Raw genomic sequence first — 17,471 nt, 5'->3', positions numbered from 1 at the left:
ACGGTTTTCCCTGCACCCACTGGCGTGCAGGCAGAAATCCGGAATGCACCCGGCTACGAATGGAGTACCTGGGGTATCTGGGACGCAGAAAATCGGAACAGGGGGGCCGCGCTCAGTTATTTTGTCGACAAATCACGGCTTGATACAAGCGCCCGTAAAAAGGCGGATAGCTTGTGGGTGAAGATTTATGACGATAAAAATGAGCTGATCAGGACACTTAAATGGAAAGCCGATTCCGGCTATAACCGCAATTACTGGGGATTTGAACAAAAGGGCTTCCGCCGGCCCGGCTCACCAAAACCCCGGCTGAACGCCCCGGAGCTAGGTGGCGAAGCAGTTTTTCCGGGTAATTATAAAGTGGTTATGGAGCTAGCCGGACAAAAAGATTCCACCCAGCTTAGGGTGGTGGGTGACCCCCGTATAGAAGACCGAAAAGAAATAATACTGGCCCAGCAACAATTAAGAAACCGCCTCAAAAAAAGCAGCGACAAACTGATCGAAGGAATGGATCGCCTTACAGATGCGGAAGAGTTGACAAAAAAAATGGAAAATCAACTGAAAGACCTTACTGGTAAGGAGGCAGATACCCTACGCAAAGCCGGCAAAGCAATGCAAGAGGAAATCAAGTCCATTCGTGAGTTCATCAACGGAAAAAGCATCGAACGCCAGGGATATGGCCGTCCACAACAGCCGCCTACACCAATGAGCGTATGGCAACAGGCAAGCCGCTATATCAGTGCTAAACCGGTAAAGCCAGGTGACCAGGAAGAGCAACTGGTGAAAGACGCAGAAGTAAAACTGGAGGAAGCCGTTGCAAAAATAAACGCCTTCTTCAGTAGTAAATGGGCAAGCTACCGGAAACTGGTAGAAGCCAACCCGGTTAACCTATTCAAAGAATATGAACCGATAAAATAATACCCACCGTAGCGGGAGTAAAAAGAAATGGTCCTGGTTGCAATTGCTACCAGGACCATTTTATTTGTACCGAGACCTGAAATTTATTTTTATTGAACTGTTATAAGCCCAATTCATTTAGTTGCTGCTGGGTAAAGGGTTTTTCCATAATTTTTAACCGGTGTTGCTCTGCATGTTGTGGAATAGTTGGGTGAAATGCACTGATGAGGTGAATTTTCAGATCAGGGTATTTATCCAGTAAATCCGGCGCCTGCTCCCACCCGAGTCCATCGGGAAGATTATTATCCAAAAAGAGTACATCAGGATTAAGTGTTGCCAGTTTTGACAAGCCTTCCTCCAAGGTGTTTGCGATCGACACTTCGTACTGTTTTCGGGTGAAATAGATCTTCATTAACAAACACAAATCCTCTTCATCGTCTACGATTAGTATTTTCTTGGCTGAACCCATGTTTTAGTCTTCCGCTAATAAAATGCCACAATTTTTTACCGCTTGATGGGGGGTGAATCCTTATCGCTCTGGGGAGTATTTTCCCCACCATTTTGCGCTGAAATTCAAGCTGGGTACAATTTAGGTAAAGTTTGAGTTTGGCACGAAGTTTTGACCTGTCTATTCAGATTAAAATTTATAACAGTTAAATTAAATACTATGACAACTACATCAAAAATTGTACTGGGCGTTCTGGGTGCTGCTGCAGCAGGCGTAGCTATCGGACTGTTGGTTGCTCCGGAAAAAGGAAAAGATCTTCGCAATAAAATTGCTGATAACGCTAAAAACTGGGCCGATGAATTAGGTTCCTGGTTAAATGACCGGAAATCTGATGCCACTATGGCCGCAAAAAAAATGGCCTCTAAAGCAGAAGACCTTGTTGATGAAGCTGGTCAGGAATATAATAGAGCCAAGCGCTCTATGAGCTAAGTGAAAATTGGGTCGCATTGCCGGGTTGGGGCAATGCGACATTTTTTAATTTCTGAACAGTTCATCATGGATACATTAAAATCGAAGGCAGCAGATTTACTGGAACATGGAGGCGAATTACTGGATACCTATTATCGCCTCACAGTAGTGAATGCTACCGATAAAGTAGCAAAAGCCAGTTCGGTAAGCGTGGTTGCCCTGGCTGCTGCCCTGTTTGGGCTGATAGTACTATTCTTTGCCGGAATTGGTATGGCCTGGTGGATTGGAGAGGCGATGAATAATATGAAAGCAGGTTTTTTCATTGTAGGAGGATTTTTTCTCCTGCTGTTACTTGCCTTGCTTTTGTTTCGTAAATCTCTACTGGTACCGATGATTCGAAACCAGATAATACAATCGATCTATGATAAATCCGATAAGAACACACCGTGATCTGCTGGAGGAAAAAGCACGCCTTAAAAGTTTGCTTGTAATTCAGAAAAATCAGCTTCGGCAGGATTGGATGGGAATTGAGGAGGCCTTGGAACCAGCTACCAAATTTGTTGGCTCATTGGGCATGTTCACTTCTACCAAATCAACTAATCCGCTCCTGAAACTGGGACTGGATCTGGGAATTGACGTATTGTTAAGAAGAACCCTTTTTAAAAATACCGGTTTGCTAACCCGCCTGGGCGCCCCAATATTAGTACGTAACCTGGCCACTAACTTGTTTGACAAGAAAGGTGCAGGCTTATGGAAAGGAATTCAGTCTTTGTTAAAAGGGAAAAATGGGAAAGTTCCGGATACTACCCGGTAAGATATTATATTACCGGCTTATGGAATTTGAGCAGTTTTAAACCAATAGGACCGTATATCATCTATCGTTTTAACCAGGTTCTCAAAGCCTACTGGTTTAACAACATAGGTATTAGCCCCTAATTCGTAACACCGGTTAATTTCATTTTCATTTTTAGTAGTTGTAAACACTACCACGGGGATCTTCTTAAAACGGGGATCCTCTTTTAATTCCTTTAAAACCTCCCGCCCGTCTTTTTTAGGCATATTAAGGTCCAGCAGGATGAATCCTGGCAAATGACTATCCGCGCCCGCTTCCTGAGATTTCAGGTTGCGCAGGTAGTCTAGCAGCTCCACTCCGTTCTCCACGAACTGGAGTTTGCCTTCATAACCGTTTTCCGCGAAAGCGGTTTCCAGCAGGAAGCGGTCATCAGCATCATCTTCAGCTACCAGGATGTAGATTTTATTCATAATTAAAGATACGAAGAAAGGGCAGGTAACCTGCCCCTTTTAAAAATTTTAGCTTTATCCCTTTTTGAGCATCCCTCCGATAAGGGATAAGAGGAACAATACAATAAAGATGTAAAATAAGATTTTTGCAATACCAGCGGCACCTGCAGCAATTCCGCCAAATCCGAAAAGAGCTGCTACCAGTGCTATCACCAGGAAAATAAGTGTCCAGCGTAACATAATTCGTTGATTTAGGTGAGCAATAAAGATGCTTTTACCCAAAAAGTTAAATTATCGTGCCAGTGTATTTCCGCCAGTTACCGGCGCCCTGGTGAAAGGGTTAGTCCTTAGGAAAATACATGGTAAAGGCTGCTCCTTTATTTACTTCGGCAAAGGCATCGATAACACCATTGTGATTAGCCATTACACGTTGGCAGATAGCCAGCCCGATACCTTTTCCGGAGCGTTGCTCCTGGGTATGTAAACGACGGAAAAGCTGAAAGACCTTGCCTTTATATTCATTTTCGAAACCAATTCCATTGTCTTCGATAGTAATGGCATGGTAGTGTTTCTGTAGTGTTGGCAAGCCCTGTATCGTCAATTCTTTTATGTCTACTTCCCGGTGAGAAATGGAAATAACGGGGGGCACACCTTCTTTATGGTATCCTAATGCATTATCCAGCAGCGCTTTGAACATGGTCCTAACCTGGTTGGGGTAGAGTTCCAGTTCCGGCAGCGCACCCAGGGTAATGCTGGCGTTTAATTCCTGTATACGATCGCGCTCTGCTGCAATCACTTCTTCCCATAGTTTTTGGGGAGAAATGTGCACGGCCTTCTCCCGAAGCTCCAGCAGGTTCATATAGGTGGAAATATCTTCCAGCATGCCCTGGAGTTTTTTACCTGCTGCATCAATGCGTAAAAGGATCATTTGTCCCTCTTCGTCCAGGCGCTCCTTTTGCCGGATTTTTAACCGATCTGCAAATGTCCGGATCTTTCGAACCGGTTCCTGCAGGTCGTGCGAGGCGGCAAAAGCCAGTTGGGTAAGTTCATCATTACTCTGTTTGAGCGACAGGAGTTGCTCCTGCAGCTCTTGTTGAAAACGGAATCGATCCAGCATAGCCTTCACCAGAAAAACAAAAGAAGCCAGAAAAACGAGGCCAACCACGGCGGTAACAATCCGGAAAGTGCGGGGGGTTAATCGCTGAAACCGTTCTTTTTGCTCAAACCTGCTGGTAAGTAATTCCTGCTCTTCTTTTTCCATCAGTGCCAGGTTTTCCTTAAAGCTGGTCATCAAGTCGCGGCCTTTAGCAATCCTTTGTAAAACAGCCTGTTGTGAAGAGTCTGCCCCCACCGATTGCTCCAGTGATTCCAATAGTTGTATCCGTAGTTGAAGGGTACTTCGAATCATTGCCAAGCGGTTTTCCTGCCGGGGATTATCAACGATCAGCTTTTCCAGGTCTTTGATCAAACCGGTGTATTCCACTTTGATTTTGTCCATGGGCACCAGGTAAGTGCTGTCTTTTGTAATAACATAACCGCGGATGGAAGTTTCTGCTTCAGTTATAACATCACTCAAACTTTTCAGGTTTCCCATTACCTGGTAGGTATGTTCCACCTGGTTCGAATATCGGATCATCGTATTCATCTGTTGAAAGCTCAACAGGCTGATAATCACTAACACTATCAGCGTTGTGGTGAACCCAACCATCAGATATAGGAAAAAATTACGCTTCATAAAAAATGACAGTCCCCGATATGGGGAATATTTACCACATTTGTTGAGAAATCAAACGAAAAAATTGTTTAACCTATAACAAATGTAAAAGTTTAAGTTTCTTATAATCAATTCGTTAGAAAATATTTTTTCAATCGTATCCAATGTACTAAAACTGGCTTTGTGCTTGATTCATTTATGCTTACAAAACCTGTGTTTATGATCAGCCAGCACCAATCACAACAGCAGACACAAAAGATTTTACCGCAGCAGATTCAGTTGCTGAACCTGTTTCAGTATAACAGCCAGGAATTATTGCTGCATCTCCGGCAGGAAATGGAACAAAACCCCTACCTGGAAGAAGTAGCCGAACACAAAGAAGAAGGGCCTGCCGAACAATATGATATGCAGGCCGAAGCTGAATACAAAGACTGGGAAGAGTATGCCGATAATGATATCCCGGATTACCAGGTAGAGTATGCCAATTATTTTAATGAATCCGATATGCCGGAACGTCCCCTGGCGGCACCTGCCGATTTCAGGGAGGAGGCCAAGCGCCAGCTAGACCTTCTGAACCTTTCCGATCGCCAAACAGCTATCGGCAATTACCTGATCGACTGCCTGGAGGATACTGGCTTGCTCGAAAAAGACCTGGATACCCTGGCAGACGATTTTTCCTTTTCACAATTTCTGACAACACCGGAAGAAATTGAGTCGGTACTGCGCTTTGTACAGGCACTTGAACCTGTTGGTATCGGCGCCCGTTCTATTGGCGAAAGCTGGTTATTGCAGCTAAAAGCCCGCCGTCAGAAAAACCTGATGGTGAGAAAATCGATTGAATTACTGGAACACCATTACGAAGATTTCAAAAATCGCCGCTTTGAAAAGCTGATGGATAAACTTGAACTGGTAGAGGAAGAATTCAGAGAACTGATCAGTTTTCTAAGCAAACTGCCCATGCGGCCGGTTGCCAATGACGTTCATTCATTAAGCCCCAAAAACAATATTGTTCCGGATGTTGAAATTGTACGGAATGGAGAGGAGTATACCATTACTGTTTGTGGTATTCACAGTGAACAATTCCGCTTAAGCGATGCATTGCAGGAAAGTATTGATCAAACAAAAGACAAAGCGGCGCTTCAATACCTTCGATCCAAAATGCAATCAGCCAACTGGTTATTGTATGCAGTAAAACAGCGCAACGAAAGCATTATGAAAATTACCAAAGCTATTCTGCAAATGCAGCGTGCTTATTTTGAGGAGGGAGATATTAACCTCCTGCAACCGATGGTATTAAAACATATTGCCGACAAAGTTGGACTGGATATATCTACCATTTCCCGTTTAACAAGCAATAAATATGCACAAACGCCTTTTGGAACAATTCACCTGAAAGAGTTGTTTACGGAAGGCATCGAAAATAAGGAAGGAGAAGTGATCAGTAACCGGGTTATTCGGCATGCTTTGGAAGAGGTCATTGAACGCGAAGACAAACGTAACCCGTATACCGATCAGCAACTAGTAGGAATTTTATTAAATAAAGGATATAAAGTGGCCAGGAGAACTGTAGCTAAATACCGTGATCTGCTTCATATACCGGTAGCACAGGTACGCGCCATCTGGGCCTAAAAAACAAAAATGACACCCATGCAGAAAATTCTGGTAATTGATGATGATCGGGATATGTGCCTCCTGCTGAACCGGTTCCTAACAAAACGTGGTTATGCAGTGGTAGAACATTATAATGGAAAAAAGGCCCTGGAATACATCAGCGCTGAAAAACCAGACCTTATTCTCTGTGATTTCCGGCTGGAGGATATGGATGGTAAACAGGTATTAATCAAAACCCGGGAAATGTATCCTGCTGTTCCGTTTATTATCATTACAGGGTATAGTGATGTAAAAATGGCGGTAGAGATCCTGAAGCTTGGCGCATACGATTATGTAACAAAGCCGGTTTTCCCCGACGAAATTCTGGTAACCATTCAAAAGGCATTGTCTTCCGAAGCAGCAGACCAGCCCGCGGTAAGTTCGGCACCAGCCGCTCAGGCAGTTCGTAAAACAAAAGCTGGAGCCGGAGAAGAAAAATACATTTTCGGGAAAACTCCTGAAATGCTGAATATTATTAAACAGATTGAACTGGTTGCACCTACTAATTACAGTGTTATCATTTATGGAGAAAGTGGTAGCGGTAAAGAAGCAATTGCCCAAAAAATACATATGCAAAGCAGTCGGAAGCAACAGCCTTTTATTGCCATTGACTGCGGAGCTCTATCACGCGAATTGGCGGGAAGTGAGCTTTTTGGGCATGAAAAAGGGTCCTTTACCGGCGCACTTAACCAGAAAATAGGAAGCCTTGAACTGGCCAACGGGGGAACCATTTTCCTGGATGAAATTGCCAATCTGCCGTATGATATTCAGGTAGCATTGTTACGGGTAGTACAGGAAAGAAAAATCCGCCGTGTTGGTGGAAACAAGGATATAGAACTGGATCTGCGGATAATTGTAGCCAGTAATGAGAAATTATGGGATGCTGCAAGAAACGGAAAATTCAGGGAGGACCTATACCACCGTTTTAACGAGTTTTCTATAAATGTTCCACCCTTACGTGAAAGAAAGGAAGATATCCTGCTTTATGCCCGTCATTTCCTGGCAATCACCAACCAGGAGCTCGGAAAAAATATTGCCGATTTCTCTGCGGAAGTGCAACAGGTATTCAATAGCTATCCCTGGTACGGTAACCTGCGCGAATTAAAAAACGTTGTAAAGCGGTCTGCGCTCTTAACAGATGGACTACAGGTTGGTTTGCAGGCCCTGCCATTTGAAATTATCTATCATAATAAATTGAATTCAGAAACCGCTGCAACCCCCTTGTCGGGCGGAACCATTCCGGTAGCTAACCCTTTACCGGCAACTATGGAAAAGCCGGCTGCTCCTGTGGTGCCGAGTTTCAATGAAAACAGTTTAAAAGCCGTAAGTATTGATGCGGAATATGAAATGATTGTGGAAGCACTAAAACAATCCAATTTCAATAAAACAAAAGCTGCGAAACTGCTGAATATTGATCGCAAAACGCTTTATAATAAGATGAAGCAATATCAGCAATTCAATAATTTGTAATGACCGTAGAAAACGATTTAATCCCTATCCAACAGCTTCGTGAATTGTTGGCATCGGGAGAAAGTAACGAAGAACTGGTTAAACAAATCACCAATTTGTTTCCTGCCCTTATTTATGTATACGATACAGATAAGGGAAAAATCCGTTATATCAATCGGAAAATTACCGATATCCTGGGGTATTCCTGGGACGATGTTGCTTCCTGGAAAGAAGATCTTTCGCAACTGGTGTACCAGGAAGATTTACCCACGGTTTTGGAAGAGCTGAAAAAACTGAATACAACAGCGGCGGAACACAGTTTCCAGTGCAGGCTCAGCCATAAGGAACAAACCTATCGTGTTTTTAAAACGGTAGGAACGGTGTTGCGGCGTAAAGAAGACGGGGGCCCGGCCAGCCTGCTCCTGTTGTCGCAGGATATTACCGAGCAATTAAAACTGGAGGAGGAACGAAAAGCTGCCCGGCAACTGATCGATGATACCGAACAAATGCTGGGCGTAGGTATGTGGAGCCATGATGAAATAAGCGGCAAAACAGACTGGTCAGATGGTATGTATCAATTGATGGGATACAGCCGGCAGGAGATGCCGCATATTCCGTCTGCACTTTTTTACAAACATGTTTGCCCTAAGGACCTGGATCTGCTTAAGCAAAAAATTAAAGATGCCGTCGAAAAGGGAAAGGAGTTCCGACACGATTTTTCACTGGAAAGGAAAGACGGGAAGCGGATTTTTGTTACCACGGTTACTAAACCTGTAGTGGATGAAAGTGGTCGGGTATTAAAAATCAATGGTATAAATAGGGATATCAGTGATCAATACCAGCAAACGATCGAATACAATGCCAACAAAGAATTCCAAAAGGAAACAGAGCGCATGCTCAACTATGGAATTTTTATCTGGAATGCGGATTCAAAGCTGATTTCCTGGTCAGACGGTTTGTTTGAAATATTTGAATACGATCGGGAAACCTTCACCAGCCCCCTTACTATGTCCTGGTATTTCGACCAGATAGTAGAAGATGACCGGGAGAAAGTGCAGCGGGTGGTAAAGGAAGCCCTTGCCAATACGAAAGAATTTGAGATAGAATACAGTATTCTTACCGGAAAAGGGCATCTGAAAATTGTAAATACCAAGGGTACGGTAGTGGTGGATAATAAAAACAACCCTATCCGCATGATTGGTAATACCCGGGATATTACGCATATAAAAAAGGTGGAAATTGATTTGCAGCGAAACCTGCGAGAATTGAACCGCTCGAATAAGGAACTGGAGGAGTTTGCCTACGCTGCATCACACGACCTGCAGGAACCACTTCGAAAAATAACCACATTCGGATCAAGGCTTTTGCAAAAATTTGCAGCGCAGCTGGGTGATGAAGGGTATATGTATATTAACCGTATGCAGGTAGCCACCGATCATATGCGAAGCCTGATCGAAAACCTGCTTGAACTATCCCGCGTAACCCGTAATAAACAGCCCTTTGAGGCAGTTCAATTAGATCAATTGTTGGAAGAAGTGTTAGGTGACCTGGAATTATCAATAGAAGAAACGGGTGCAGAGATTCGTTTAGGAAAACTGCCGCAGGTAGACGGAATCCCTTCCTTATTAAGACAGCTGTTCATTAATATATTGTCCAATTCTATCAAGTTTCATAAGGCAGGAGAAGTGCCCCGTATTGAAATCAGTTCAAAACCGCTGACTAAAAAAGAAAAAGAAGCCAATTTTCTGAGTCCGTCTTCCAATTATATTCAAATTGATATTAAAGACCAGGGAATCGGATTTGACCAGGAATACGAACAGCGAATTTTTCAGGTATTTCAGCGCTTGCACGGAAAATCTGAATATCCGGGCACAGGTATCGGCCTGGCCATCTGTAAGCGAATTGCGGAACGGCACAATGGTTTCATAAGTGCATCCGGCAAAGAAGGAGTTGGTGCCGTATTCTCTATCATTTTACCTGAAAAACAATAACCGCCCATGCCTTTTTCAAAAAAAATCACCCGTATTCTGATCGTAGATGATGATGAGGATGATTATTATATTACCAGTGATTATATCAAGGAAATTGAAAACAGCCATTTCCAGATAGATTGGGCCAATCAGTACCAGGCAGCGCTCGATTATATGTGTAAAGGGGTTTATGATATTTATTTTGTCGACTATCGGCTGGGTGCTAAAACTGGTATTGACCTGTTAAGAGAAGCTATTGCCATAAACTGTGAGGCACCGATTATATTGTTAACCGGAAAAGGTAACCGGGAAATTGACAGGGAAGCCATGCGGCTGGGCGCCTTTGATTACCTGGTAAAAACTGACCTTAATACAGAAAAGCTGGAACGTACGATCCGCTATGCACTGGAACGCGCGGCCAACATAAAGGCCATCCGGAAAAATGAACAGAAGTTCCGCAATATTTTCGAACAATCAATGGATGCGGTATTTATTACCGATATGGAACTCCGTTTCCTGGAGCTGAACCCTGCAGCTATTGAAATGCTGGGTATAAAAGACGAGGATATCAATTCCTTGGCGCTCACAGACTTTATGGAATCAGATTCCCTGGCTACCCATTTTCGCATCCTTCTCCAATCGGGCAACGATATCAATGATAAGGAAATTGATATTAAAACAACTGCGCAAGAGCACCGCTCCTGTATTTTTTCGGCATCGGTGGAAACAGATATGGAAGGCAGGAATTATATCCAGGGTATTTTACATGATATTTCCAATTTAAAGAAGGCCGAATGGTTAACACTTCAAACGGAGAAACTGGCGGCTGCCGGAAGGCTGGTTAGAACCCTTGCCCATGAGGTTCGAAATCCGCTCAACAATATCAGTTTATCTGCCGATCAGCTTGTGCAGGAAATGCAGGACGAGGAGAGCCAGTTATACCTTGATGTGATCCGGCGGAACAGTGTGCGGATCAGTACCATTATTACTGAGTTGCTGAACAGCTCTCGCCCTTCAGAAATAGACCTGGATAAAACCAGCCTGCATGAGTTATTACAGGAAGTGATCGATCAGGCTGCAGACAGTATGCAGCTAAAAAATGTGGAACTGGTGGTTGATTTTCAGCAGTCGCCGTTTTATGTATTGGCAGATAAGAGCAAATTGAAAATAGCTTTTATGAACCTGGTAGTAAATGCCATTGAAGCTATGGAAGGAACTGAAAAACCGCGGCTTATACTTAGGTTGTTTGCAGAAGAAAAATTTGTGTTATGTGAGGTAACCGATAATGGTTGTGGCATTCCTGCTGATAACCTGGGTCGTTTATTTGAACCTTATTATACCAGTAAGCGCAACGGTATGGGGTTAGGGCTTGCGTCTACTATGAACATAATTCAATCTCATAAAGGATATATTGAAGTGGATTCCAAACCAGGCCAGGGCACCAGTTTCCAGGTACACCTGCCGATGGAAGAACCTGTTTAATACTGCTGTATACACAAACAAAAAGCTGCCTTTCGGCAGCTTTTTTTGACGGGATTCGGATACTCCAACCTAAAACCCGACGCCTATAAATATGCTTATGTTGCTGTTTTTTGTATCGCGGAACGCCTCACCAGCCAGGGAGCCAGATTTGCCTACTTCCCGCAGACCTACCGTATACCGTGCGCCAATAGTAGTTGGCCCCAGGTCAATTCCGAAACCAGCCGCCACTCCATAATCGAAACGGTTCAGGTTTTCCGGGTTCAGTTCAGCTAATTCTTCTACTGACCCATCAGCATCCAGGTCGGTAATATTAGCACCTGCTAAATAACTAACATACGGACCTGCATGAATGTTGAAGTTTTTGGCAAGATTCACCACACCCAGTACCGGCATTTCTATATAGTGCAGGTTGGTACGGTATTCACCCTGGCCAAAAATTGCATTGTCATAACTTCTTTTACTTCCCTTGTTGGAATACAGCAATTCCGGTTGGATAGAAAACCCCTGAAATACCGGTAGTTTGGCATAAACACCTGCATGCAGGCCGGCTTTCAGATTATTGTCATTTACCTCATCACTGTAAAAATTACTTAGGTTCAGACCCGCTTTTACACCAAACCGGGGGCTTAAGCCGGATCCACCTACTTCCTGTTGCTGGGCCTGAGTTTGTTGAGTGCCCAGGATAGCACCTGCAGTTGCACAAAGTACGGCCAGTTTTCTCCATTCTTTTCTCATGATAATCGATTTTATATCAGAGAGAAGAAAAATTCTGTGCCAGCTCTTTTGTTACCCAAATGGAAAGATTTCCTGCCGGACAGGGAAACTCTGCCCCACCTTTGTCGTTGAGCTCAATTTCAGTTGAATTTTTTCCCAACAAATCGACCATTTTCCTACCCGCCTTATGGGTGCCCAATTCCATATATTTCCATCCATCGGAACCATTGGAAACTACGACGGCAAAGCCCGATAATTCATTTTCAACCGTGCCGGTTCGTACCCATCCGATACAGTTGGGGTGATCAAAGTAATCATGCTGATCGCCTTCCGATAGTAATTTGCGCAAGCGTATCATGGCGGGTAATTCTTCTACAGCCGAAAGCCAGATTTCATGTTCCTGGCCATCATCGCCCTGGTCTTTATAATGCGCCCCGTAGAGTGCAGGATAAAATACACAGGGCGTGCCGGCCTGTCTTAACAAAATCAAGGCATAAGCAATGGGTTTGAACCAGGCTTCCACCGGAGATTCAAGTTCCTGCAAGGGTTGGGTATCGTGATTATCAACCAGGGTTACAGCCAGTTGGGGAATTATGCTTACCAGTGAATTGTCGAAAATATGCTGCAGATCGTAGTCTTTTCCCATTCTCGACGCTACATAGAAATTTTGATGCAGGGGCGCATCAAATAACTGAACTCTTCCGGAGGTGGCGTCTACATAGTGTTGCAGCGCTTCCACACGGTGTATATTCCAGTATTCCCCTACAATAAATAAATGCTCCTTGGTAATGGCCTGCACATAATCTGCCCATTCATTGATCATTTTGGGCGACATATGTTTAACGGCATCCAGCCGAAACCCGTCTACTTTGGTAAGTTCAAGATACCACCTGCCCCATTTCTTTAGTTCTTCCCTAACATGTGGATTTCGAAATTCTATGTCGGCGCTCATCAGGTAATCATAATTTCCCAGCTCTTCTTCTGTCAGTTCTTCCCAACCTTCTCCAAATTCGTTCTGGATCGAAAAAATTCCGCTTTCTTCAATATCCTTGGCCCAATCAATGCCACTGAAACAGGTATGATCCCAGATAAAATCAGAATACTGCTTTCCCCGTCCGGGAAAGGTAAATTTTGTCCAGGCTTCTATTTCAAAGGGATCACTGATAAATTCTTTTCTATTTGTCGGATCTACTTTTCGAACCAACATTTTTTCGGCTTCATCGGCCCCGGCTTTATGGTTGAAAACTACATCCGCTATTACTTTAATACCATGTTTATGGCAGGCTTCTATAGCTGCCAGGTAGTCGGCTTTAGTACCATACTTGGTGCGTACGGATCCTTTCTGGTCAAATTCGCCCAAATCGAAAAGATCGTAGGTATCATAACCAACCGAATACCCCCCCGAAGCTCCTTTGTATGCCGGGGGAAGCCATACGGCAGTTATGCCCTGGTGGGCTAATTCCGGTGCTTTTTCTTTGAGCTGGTTCCATAAGGAGCCGTCGGCCGGGTAATACCAGTGAAAAAATTGTGCAAGGGTGATGGGTGTCATGTTTTTTGGTTAACGATTAAAAGAAAATAGGGCCATATCCGGATCTGGCCGATTACACAGGGAGGCGGTAAGCTGCTCGGCAGCCAGTAAACTAAAGGTGATGCCATTTCCGCCAAAACCCAGTGCAAAGGAAGTATGGGGCCGTTGACGGATGGATCCTATATAAGGTAGTCCATCTTTAGTAGAGGCAAATGTGCCTGCCCACTGAAAGTCTGGTTTAAAAGGAATTTGTGGAAATTTTTTTCGAAAAGCAGTCAGCAATTGCTGCGCTTTTCGGGGAATGGCTGCATCGCGCTTTTCGGGCGAATAAAAATCATCGTCTAATCCGCCGATTAGTATGCGTTTGTCCTTGGTAGTGCGCAGGTATAAATAGGGGTTGGCGGTTTCCCAGATCAGGCTGTTTCGATACCAGAAATCCTGGCTGGGCAGGGGTTCACTTACCATGGCGTAGGTTGAATGCAGCCTTTCTACTTTTTTGGGGATATAATTTTGTGATTCATATCCGCAGGCTATCACCAGGTGTTTAGCGGTAATGGTGATTCCTGTGCCTGTTAACAGGGAAACGGTTTTCTTCCCATGGCTGATTTTTTCAACAACCGTATTATCATACACCTGTGCGCCATTCTTTATACAATGTTGAAGCAGGTGATGGGTTAATTGGTAGGCGTCTACTTCTGCCCCCAATTGTGAATAGATGGCGGCAGGCGCACTAAAGCCCATGATTGTCTCGAATTTATCCGCATCCCACCAGCTTACCTTAAACCCATGCTTTTTTCGGAGTGTAAATTCTTTTTTATGATTGGCCACATGTTTTTTAAGAGAAGCGTATTGCAGGCTTGGACGATAGGTGAACCCGGCTTGCCCATCGAAATTCCGGCAAATTTTTTCCAATGCAGTAATAGAATAGGCACATAATTCATAGCTGCGAACTGCTGCGGATTCGCTGGTTTTTTCTATGAGTTCGTAAAGCGGCGTATCAATTTCATACTGCAATAAGGCGGTACTGGCTGCGGTAGATCCCATTCCAACATGACGTTTGTCGCAAATAATTACCTTGAAACCAGCATTTACCAGGTGCCAGGCACACAAGGCCCCTGTTATGCCGGCGCCCATAACAACAATTTCGGTTTTAGTGGTTTTAGGAAGAGAAGGATAATTGCTGATCAGTCCATTTTTGAGCAGCCAGTAAGGATTAGGAGATCGAAGATCCATTGTACAGGTATTAAAACGTTATTTGGTGAAGGGTTAGTTATCAGTAATTGGTTCTATTTCTTTTGCTTCTCTTTTGATAATAAAAACCGCTGTATCATTGGGACGTATACCTGATCCGTATTTAACTGCATATACTTTAGTAAAGGCAGCTCCGAAATACAAGATGGCCGATGAATAATATACCCAGGCAAGGATTATCATAATAGAAGCAGCAGTTCCATAGGTGAAGCCGTAATCAGAGCGGCCGATATAATAACCTATTAAAAACTTTCCAAGTAGAAACAATATGGCAGTAAAAGAAGCGCCTTTAATAGCATCTTTCCAGGCAATAGTGCCATCGGGCAAAACCCGGAATATAATGGCAAATAACCCGGTAATTACAAAAAAGATGACTAAAATGTTGAGGACGTAAAAAATTATATAGGCAACTCCCGGGAAGATGGAAGCCAACCGATCGTTGAGTAAGTCCAGCACCGCATTTACAATCAGTGCTACAATCAGTATAAAGCTGATACTTACGACCAGCGAAAAAGAAAGCAGCCTGTTTTTAATAAGTTTAAGCCAGCCGCGTTCAGGTTTTGCACGGATCGACCATATATAGTTGATAGAACTCTGAATTTCGGTAAATACACCAGTGGCACCTATGATCAGTACAATAAATCCTACAATAGCCCCCGTCACCGATTTATCTGCTTTTTGGATATTGGCCAGGATAGACTGAAGCTGATAGGCAGCTGAGTTTCCTACCATTCCTTTGATCTGACTGAATAGTTTTCCCTGTAAGGCCACTTCTCCGTAAAATATTCCAGCAATGGAGATGATGAGCAATAAAACCGGGCCCAATGCAAAAACGGTATAGTAAGAGAGGGATGCGCTTAGTTTAATAGCATCATCCTGGATAAAAGCAGCACCCGCCTTTTTTACCAGGCCGAAAAAAATCAAAGCCTTCTCTTTTATAATGCGTAAAAACTGTTTATACTGGGTCATCTGTTTATCGGTGGTCATCGGCCTCGGGGAAAAGAAATTATGCCGGGGCAAAAACTGGTATAGATCGGCAGCAGATTCCCTCTTTGGGGAAGGCTTTCTACAGAAACCAGCCATTTTCCTCTATTGGCTGCCAGGCACGTTTTTTCGATAAGTATTGTAACAACAACATTCAATCACGACAAAAAATAGTAGTATGAGAAGCTTATTATATTTAGTAGCAGTTATCCTGATTATTGGTTGGTTACTGGGATTCTTTGTTTACAGTGCAACCGGCCTTATTCATATTCTGCTGGTATTAGCAGTGGTGTCAATTTTGCTGAGTTTTATCAGAAGAGGGGAGGTTTGATTGCCAAGCTCTTATCCCACGCATAGTTAATTAAGTACCGATAGAAAGGTTTTAGCCGATAGCAATATAGGGGAATAGCCACATTTAAAACAGTAACAGGTTTCAGGATAATCTGTCCTTCCGGGAAGATTTTGCTGAAGCCTGTTTGGTTTTTACCCATCGGTGATTACAGGGAAAAAGACCTGCCTACCAGCAGGTCTTTTTTTAGTACTAAAAAGTAAGGCCTATTTTTCCTGCCCTTTCTTTTTCTTGATATCTTCTACCTGTTTGATAAACTCATCTACTTCAGGGTCGGAATAGGCGCCGTAAGCATCTACCAGCATGCCTTTGCGACCGTCGCTGGTTTCAATTACATATAAAATTGAACTGTCTTCCGGGTCACTTTCCCCTTCAAACCGGTAAAAATCTACGATCTGGATCTGGTCAGCCGTATAGGAGTGACCGCTGTCCATATGTTGAAGGTGTTGGTCTACCACACCAAAATTAGCCGTGTAACCGTCGTTTGTCATTTTTTCCATACAATGACTAAGGCTTTTCATTATTGCTGCATCTGATTTGGGTTTCATACTGAAGGTTTTTTAGGTTGAATAATTGATTAATCAGGTGATTGCTGTTACTGTTCAATTTCTATTCCAACCAGGTGCGGAGGGGTTCGGGCGCACCCGGCCTTTCAATACGGGGAAGAATCCGTTTTAAAGCTACGGAATTGAGGGGTTTTGGGGCAGATATTCCACATCTTTCGGAGCCGATCAGGAGAAGCTTTGCTGGTATTATTTTTTCTTTTAACAGGTAAAATCATCTGTTATGAACAGCAATAGTCCACTTACCGAACTAATCAATAGCTTCCGCCACGGCTTGTTTATGAACTTCAGCAACCAGGAGTTTCGTTTACCAAACGGAGTGGCCCGGCTGATTCATGCAGATGATAATGGTAATTGCTGGTTGCTCTTTCACTCCAGCTTGCAAGATGCTTCCGTATTTGAAAAGGAATTTCCTGCTAAAATTCGGTTTTACGAAAAAGGAAAAGATTATTATGTAGAAGCAACTGGTAAAGCGGTTATTCAAACCTCCCCCGACGAATGGTCTGCCTGCCCGGCTATTTCTTATGGAATGGCAAAAGCACTCAGGTACCATGGGCTGGTTGTTTGTATGAAAATGAGTCAGTTAACTGTTACGCCTACCCGAAAATACCCGTTTCGCACAAAACTATTAAACTGGCTGGAAAGTGTAACTGACTGGTTTATGGGAGAACCCAACCGCAAACCGGCAATGGGTGCACATGTTTTTTCATCATAAAATTATGCGTTATGAAATCTTCACTGATAATACACCTCGAAGAGTATATG

The 17,471-nt window shown here is 43.6% G+C and carries 19 protein-coding genes; 10 read left to right on the top strand and 9 right to left on the bottom strand.

The genetic code is table 11. The annotated features are described in order from the left end of the window. The coding region (locus A1D16_RS07810) for a hypothetical protein (protein ID WP_290708801.1) at nucleotides 1–915 on the top strand (915 nt) is incomplete at its 5' end. Nucleotides 916–1,015: 100 nt separating this feature from the next. On the opposite strand, the gene A1D16_RS07805 is transcribed toward A1D16_RS07810, so the two are convergent. Then, nucleotides 1,016–1,363 (bottom strand): response regulator, encoded by a 348-nt coding sequence (locus tag A1D16_RS07805; protein ID WP_290708800.1) that lies wholly within the window; start codon nucleotides 1,361–1,363, stop codon nucleotides 1,016–1,018. A gap of 198 nt (nucleotides 1,364–1,561) precedes the next feature. On the opposite strand from A1D16_RS07805, the gene A1D16_RS07800 reads away from it, so the two are divergent. From A1D16_RS07800 to A1D16_RS07790, 3 genes are all read left to right on the top strand, one after another. Next, a complete protein-coding gene (locus tag A1D16_RS07800; protein ID WP_290708799.1) occupies nucleotides 1,562–1,831 on the top strand; it encodes a YtxH domain-containing protein in 270 nt (89 codons plus the stop codon). Between the two features lie 66 nt (nucleotides 1,832–1,897). Beyond that, nucleotides 1,898–2,260, top strand: a complete 363-nt coding sequence (locus tag A1D16_RS07795) for a phage holin family protein (RefSeq protein ID WP_290708798.1) — start codon at nucleotides 1,898–1,900, stop codon at nucleotides 2,258–2,260. Then, a complete protein-coding gene (locus A1D16_RS07790) occupies nucleotides 2,232–2,624 on the top strand; it encodes a hypothetical protein (protein WP_290708797.1) in 393 nt (130 codons plus the stop codon). The genes A1D16_RS07795 and A1D16_RS07790 overlap by 29 nt, the downstream gene beginning before the upstream one ends. A gap of 17 nt (nucleotides 2,625–2,641) precedes the next feature. Here the strand turns inward: A1D16_RS07790 and A1D16_RS07785 are convergent, their stop codons facing one another. The 3 genes from A1D16_RS07785 to A1D16_RS07775 form a co-directional block, all read right to left on the bottom strand. Further along, entirely contained in the window at nucleotides 2,642–3,073 is a 432-nt protein-coding gene (locus A1D16_RS07785; RefSeq protein WP_290708796.1) for a response regulator, read from the bottom strand. 54 nt (nucleotides 3,074–3,127) lie between these two features. Beyond that, nucleotides 3,128–3,292 (bottom strand): DUF1328 domain-containing protein, encoded by a 165-nt coding sequence (locus tag A1D16_RS07780; RefSeq protein ID WP_290708795.1) that lies wholly within the window; start codon nucleotides 3,290–3,292, stop codon nucleotides 3,128–3,130. A 100-nt stretch (nucleotides 3,293–3,392) separates the two neighbouring features. Beyond that, on the bottom strand, nucleotides 3,393–4,760 hold the full coding sequence (locus A1D16_RS07775; protein ID WP_290708794.1) for a sensor histidine kinase: 1,368 nt from the start codon (nucleotides 4,758–4,760) through the stop codon (nucleotides 3,393–3,395). Nucleotides 4,761–4,949: 189 nt separating this feature from the next. On the opposite strand from A1D16_RS07775, the gene rpoN reads away from it, so the two are divergent. Genes rpoN through A1D16_RS07755 form a run of 4 tightly spaced genes read left to right on the top strand, consistent with a single transcriptional unit; the run spans nucleotide 4,950 to nucleotide 11,317 of the window. Further along, nucleotides 4,950–6,395: an RNA polymerase factor sigma-54 gene (rpoN, locus tag A1D16_RS07770; RefSeq protein ID WP_290708793.1), complete on the top strand. Its 1,446-nt coding sequence runs from the start codon at nucleotides 4,950–4,952 to the stop codon at nucleotides 6,393–6,395. Between the two features lie 18 nt (nucleotides 6,396–6,413). Beyond that, the gene (locus tag A1D16_RS07765) at nucleotides 6,414–7,886 is read left to right on the top strand and encodes a sigma-54 dependent transcriptional regulator (RefSeq protein ID WP_290708792.1); all 1,473 of its coding nucleotides are present in this window, start codon (nucleotides 6,414–6,416) and stop codon (nucleotides 7,884–7,886) included. Next, nucleotides 7,886–9,856 (top strand): PAS domain-containing protein, encoded by a 1,971-nt coding sequence (locus A1D16_RS07760; protein WP_290708791.1) that lies wholly within the window; start codon nucleotides 7,886–7,888, stop codon nucleotides 9,854–9,856. The genes A1D16_RS07765 and A1D16_RS07760 overlap by 1 nt, the downstream gene beginning before the upstream one ends. Before the next feature lie 6 nt (nucleotides 9,857–9,862). Next, nucleotides 9,863–11,317, top strand: a complete 1,455-nt coding sequence (locus tag A1D16_RS07755; protein WP_290708790.1) for a hybrid sensor histidine kinase/response regulator — start codon at nucleotides 9,863–9,865, stop codon at nucleotides 11,315–11,317. 69 nt (nucleotides 11,318–11,386) lie between these two features. Here A1D16_RS07755 and A1D16_RS07750 read toward each other — a convergent pair whose 3' ends face one another. Genes A1D16_RS07750 through A1D16_RS07735 form a run of 4 tightly spaced genes read right to left on the bottom strand, consistent with a single transcriptional unit; the run spans nucleotide 11,387 to nucleotide 15,779 of the window. Beyond that, complete coding sequence (locus A1D16_RS07750; RefSeq protein WP_290708789.1) at nucleotides 11,387–12,052, bottom strand: porin family protein; 666 nt, start codon at nucleotides 12,050–12,052, stop codon at nucleotides 11,387–11,389. Nucleotides 12,053–12,068: 16 nt separating this feature from the next. Next, the gene (gene amyA / locus A1D16_RS07745; RefSeq protein ID WP_290708788.1) at nucleotides 12,069–13,580 is read right to left on the bottom strand and encodes an alpha-amylase; all 1,512 of its coding nucleotides are present in this window, start codon (nucleotides 13,578–13,580) and stop codon (nucleotides 12,069–12,071) included. A 9-nt stretch (nucleotides 13,581–13,589) separates the two neighbouring features. Further along, nucleotides 13,590–14,792 carry an FAD-dependent oxidoreductase gene (locus A1D16_RS07740; protein WP_290708787.1) on the bottom strand — a complete coding sequence of 401 codons (1,203 nt, stop codon included), beginning with the start codon at nucleotides 14,790–14,792 and terminating at the stop codon, nucleotides 13,590–13,592. Nucleotides 14,793–14,825: 33 nt separating this feature from the next. Next, the gene (locus A1D16_RS07735; RefSeq protein ID WP_290708786.1) at nucleotides 14,826–15,779 is read right to left on the bottom strand and encodes a YihY/virulence factor BrkB family protein; all 954 of its coding nucleotides are present in this window, start codon (nucleotides 15,777–15,779) and stop codon (nucleotides 14,826–14,828) included. A 193-nt stretch (nucleotides 15,780–15,972) separates the two neighbouring features. Between A1D16_RS07735 and A1D16_RS07730 the strand changes: the two genes are divergently transcribed. After that, complete coding sequence (locus A1D16_RS07730; protein WP_290708785.1) at nucleotides 15,973–16,125, top strand: lmo0937 family membrane protein; 153 nt, start codon at nucleotides 15,973–15,975, stop codon at nucleotides 16,123–16,125. Nucleotides 16,126–16,349: 224 nt separating this feature from the next. Here the strand turns inward: A1D16_RS07730 and A1D16_RS07725 are convergent, their stop codons facing one another. Then, the gene (locus A1D16_RS07725) at nucleotides 16,350–16,691 is read right to left on the bottom strand and encodes a hypothetical protein (RefSeq protein WP_290708784.1); all 342 of its coding nucleotides are present in this window, start codon (nucleotides 16,689–16,691) and stop codon (nucleotides 16,350–16,352) included. Between the two features lie 238 nt (nucleotides 16,692–16,929). Between A1D16_RS07725 and A1D16_RS07720 the strand changes: the two genes are divergently transcribed. Beyond that, nucleotides 16,930–17,421 (top strand): hypothetical protein, encoded by a 492-nt coding sequence (locus A1D16_RS07720; RefSeq protein ID WP_290708783.1) that lies wholly within the window; start codon nucleotides 16,930–16,932, stop codon nucleotides 17,419–17,421. The last annotated feature ends 50 nt before the right edge of the window (nucleotides 17,422–17,471 follow it).

It is taken from the genome of Flavihumibacter sp. CACIAM 22H1 (genome assembly GCF_001601815.1).
Taxonomy (GTDB): domain Bacteria; phylum Bacteroidota; class Bacteroidia; order Chitinophagales; family Chitinophagaceae; genus Flavihumibacter.
This window is presented reverse-complemented; position numbering and strand designations above follow the sequence as displayed.

Excerpts from the sequence above, each read along its gene's own strand:
- A1D16_RS07805 (WP_290708800.1), bottom strand. The coding sequence starts at position 1,363 with ATGGGTTCAGCCAAGAAAATACTAATCGTAGACGATGAAGAGGATTTG.
- A1D16_RS07800 (WP_290708799.1), top strand. The coding sequence starts at position 1,562 with ATGACAACTACATCAAAAATTGTACTGGGCGTTCTGGGTGCTGCTGCA.
- A1D16_RS07795 (WP_290708798.1), top strand. The coding sequence starts at position 1,898 with ATGGATACATTAAAATCGAAGGCAGCAGATTTACTGGAACATGGAGGC.
- A1D16_RS07790 (WP_290708797.1), top strand. The coding sequence starts at position 2,232 with ATGATAAATCCGATAAGAACACACCGTGATCTGCTGGAGGAAAAAGCA.
- A1D16_RS07785 (WP_290708796.1), bottom strand. The coding sequence starts at position 3,073 with ATGAATAAAATCTACATCCTGGTAGCTGAAGATGATGCTGATGACCGC.
- A1D16_RS07780 (WP_290708795.1), bottom strand. The coding sequence starts at position 3,292 with ATGTTACGCTGGACACTTATTTTCCTGGTGATAGCACTGGTAGCAGCT.
- A1D16_RS07775 (WP_290708794.1), bottom strand. The coding sequence starts at position 4,760 with ATGGTTGGGTTCACCACAACGCTGATAGTGTTAGTGATTATCAGCCTG.
- A1D16_RS07765 (WP_290708792.1), top strand. The coding sequence starts at position 6,414 with ATGCAGAAAATTCTGGTAATTGATGATGATCGGGATATGTGCCTCCTG.
- A1D16_RS07760 (WP_290708791.1), top strand. The coding sequence starts at position 7,886 with ATGACCGTAGAAAACGATTTAATCCCTATCCAACAGCTTCGTGAATTG.
- A1D16_RS07755 (WP_290708790.1), top strand. The coding sequence starts at position 9,863 with ATGCCTTTTTCAAAAAAAATCACCCGTATTCTGATCGTAGATGATGAT.
- A1D16_RS07750 (WP_290708789.1), bottom strand. The coding sequence starts at position 12,052 with ATGAGAAAAGAATGGAGAAAACTGGCCGTACTTTGTGCAACTGCAGGT.
- amyA (WP_290708788.1), bottom strand. The coding sequence starts at position 13,580 with ATGACACCCATCACCCTTGCACAATTTTTTCACTGGTATTACCCGGCC.
- A1D16_RS07740 (WP_290708787.1), bottom strand. The coding sequence starts at position 14,792 with ATGGATCTTCGATCTCCTAATCCTTACTGGCTGCTCAAAAATGGACTG.
- A1D16_RS07735 (WP_290708786.1), bottom strand. The coding sequence starts at position 15,779 with ATGACCCAGTATAAACAGTTTTTACGCATTATAAAAGAGAAGGCTTTG.
- A1D16_RS07730 (WP_290708785.1), top strand. The coding sequence starts at position 15,973 with ATGAGAAGCTTATTATATTTAGTAGCAGTTATCCTGATTATTGGTTGG.
- A1D16_RS07725 (WP_290708784.1), bottom strand. The coding sequence starts at position 16,691 with ATGAAACCCAAATCAGATGCAGCAATAATGAAAAGCCTTAGTCATTGT.
- A1D16_RS07720 (WP_290708783.1), top strand. The coding sequence starts at position 16,930 with ATGAACAGCAATAGTCCACTTACCGAACTAATCAATAGCTTCCGCCAC.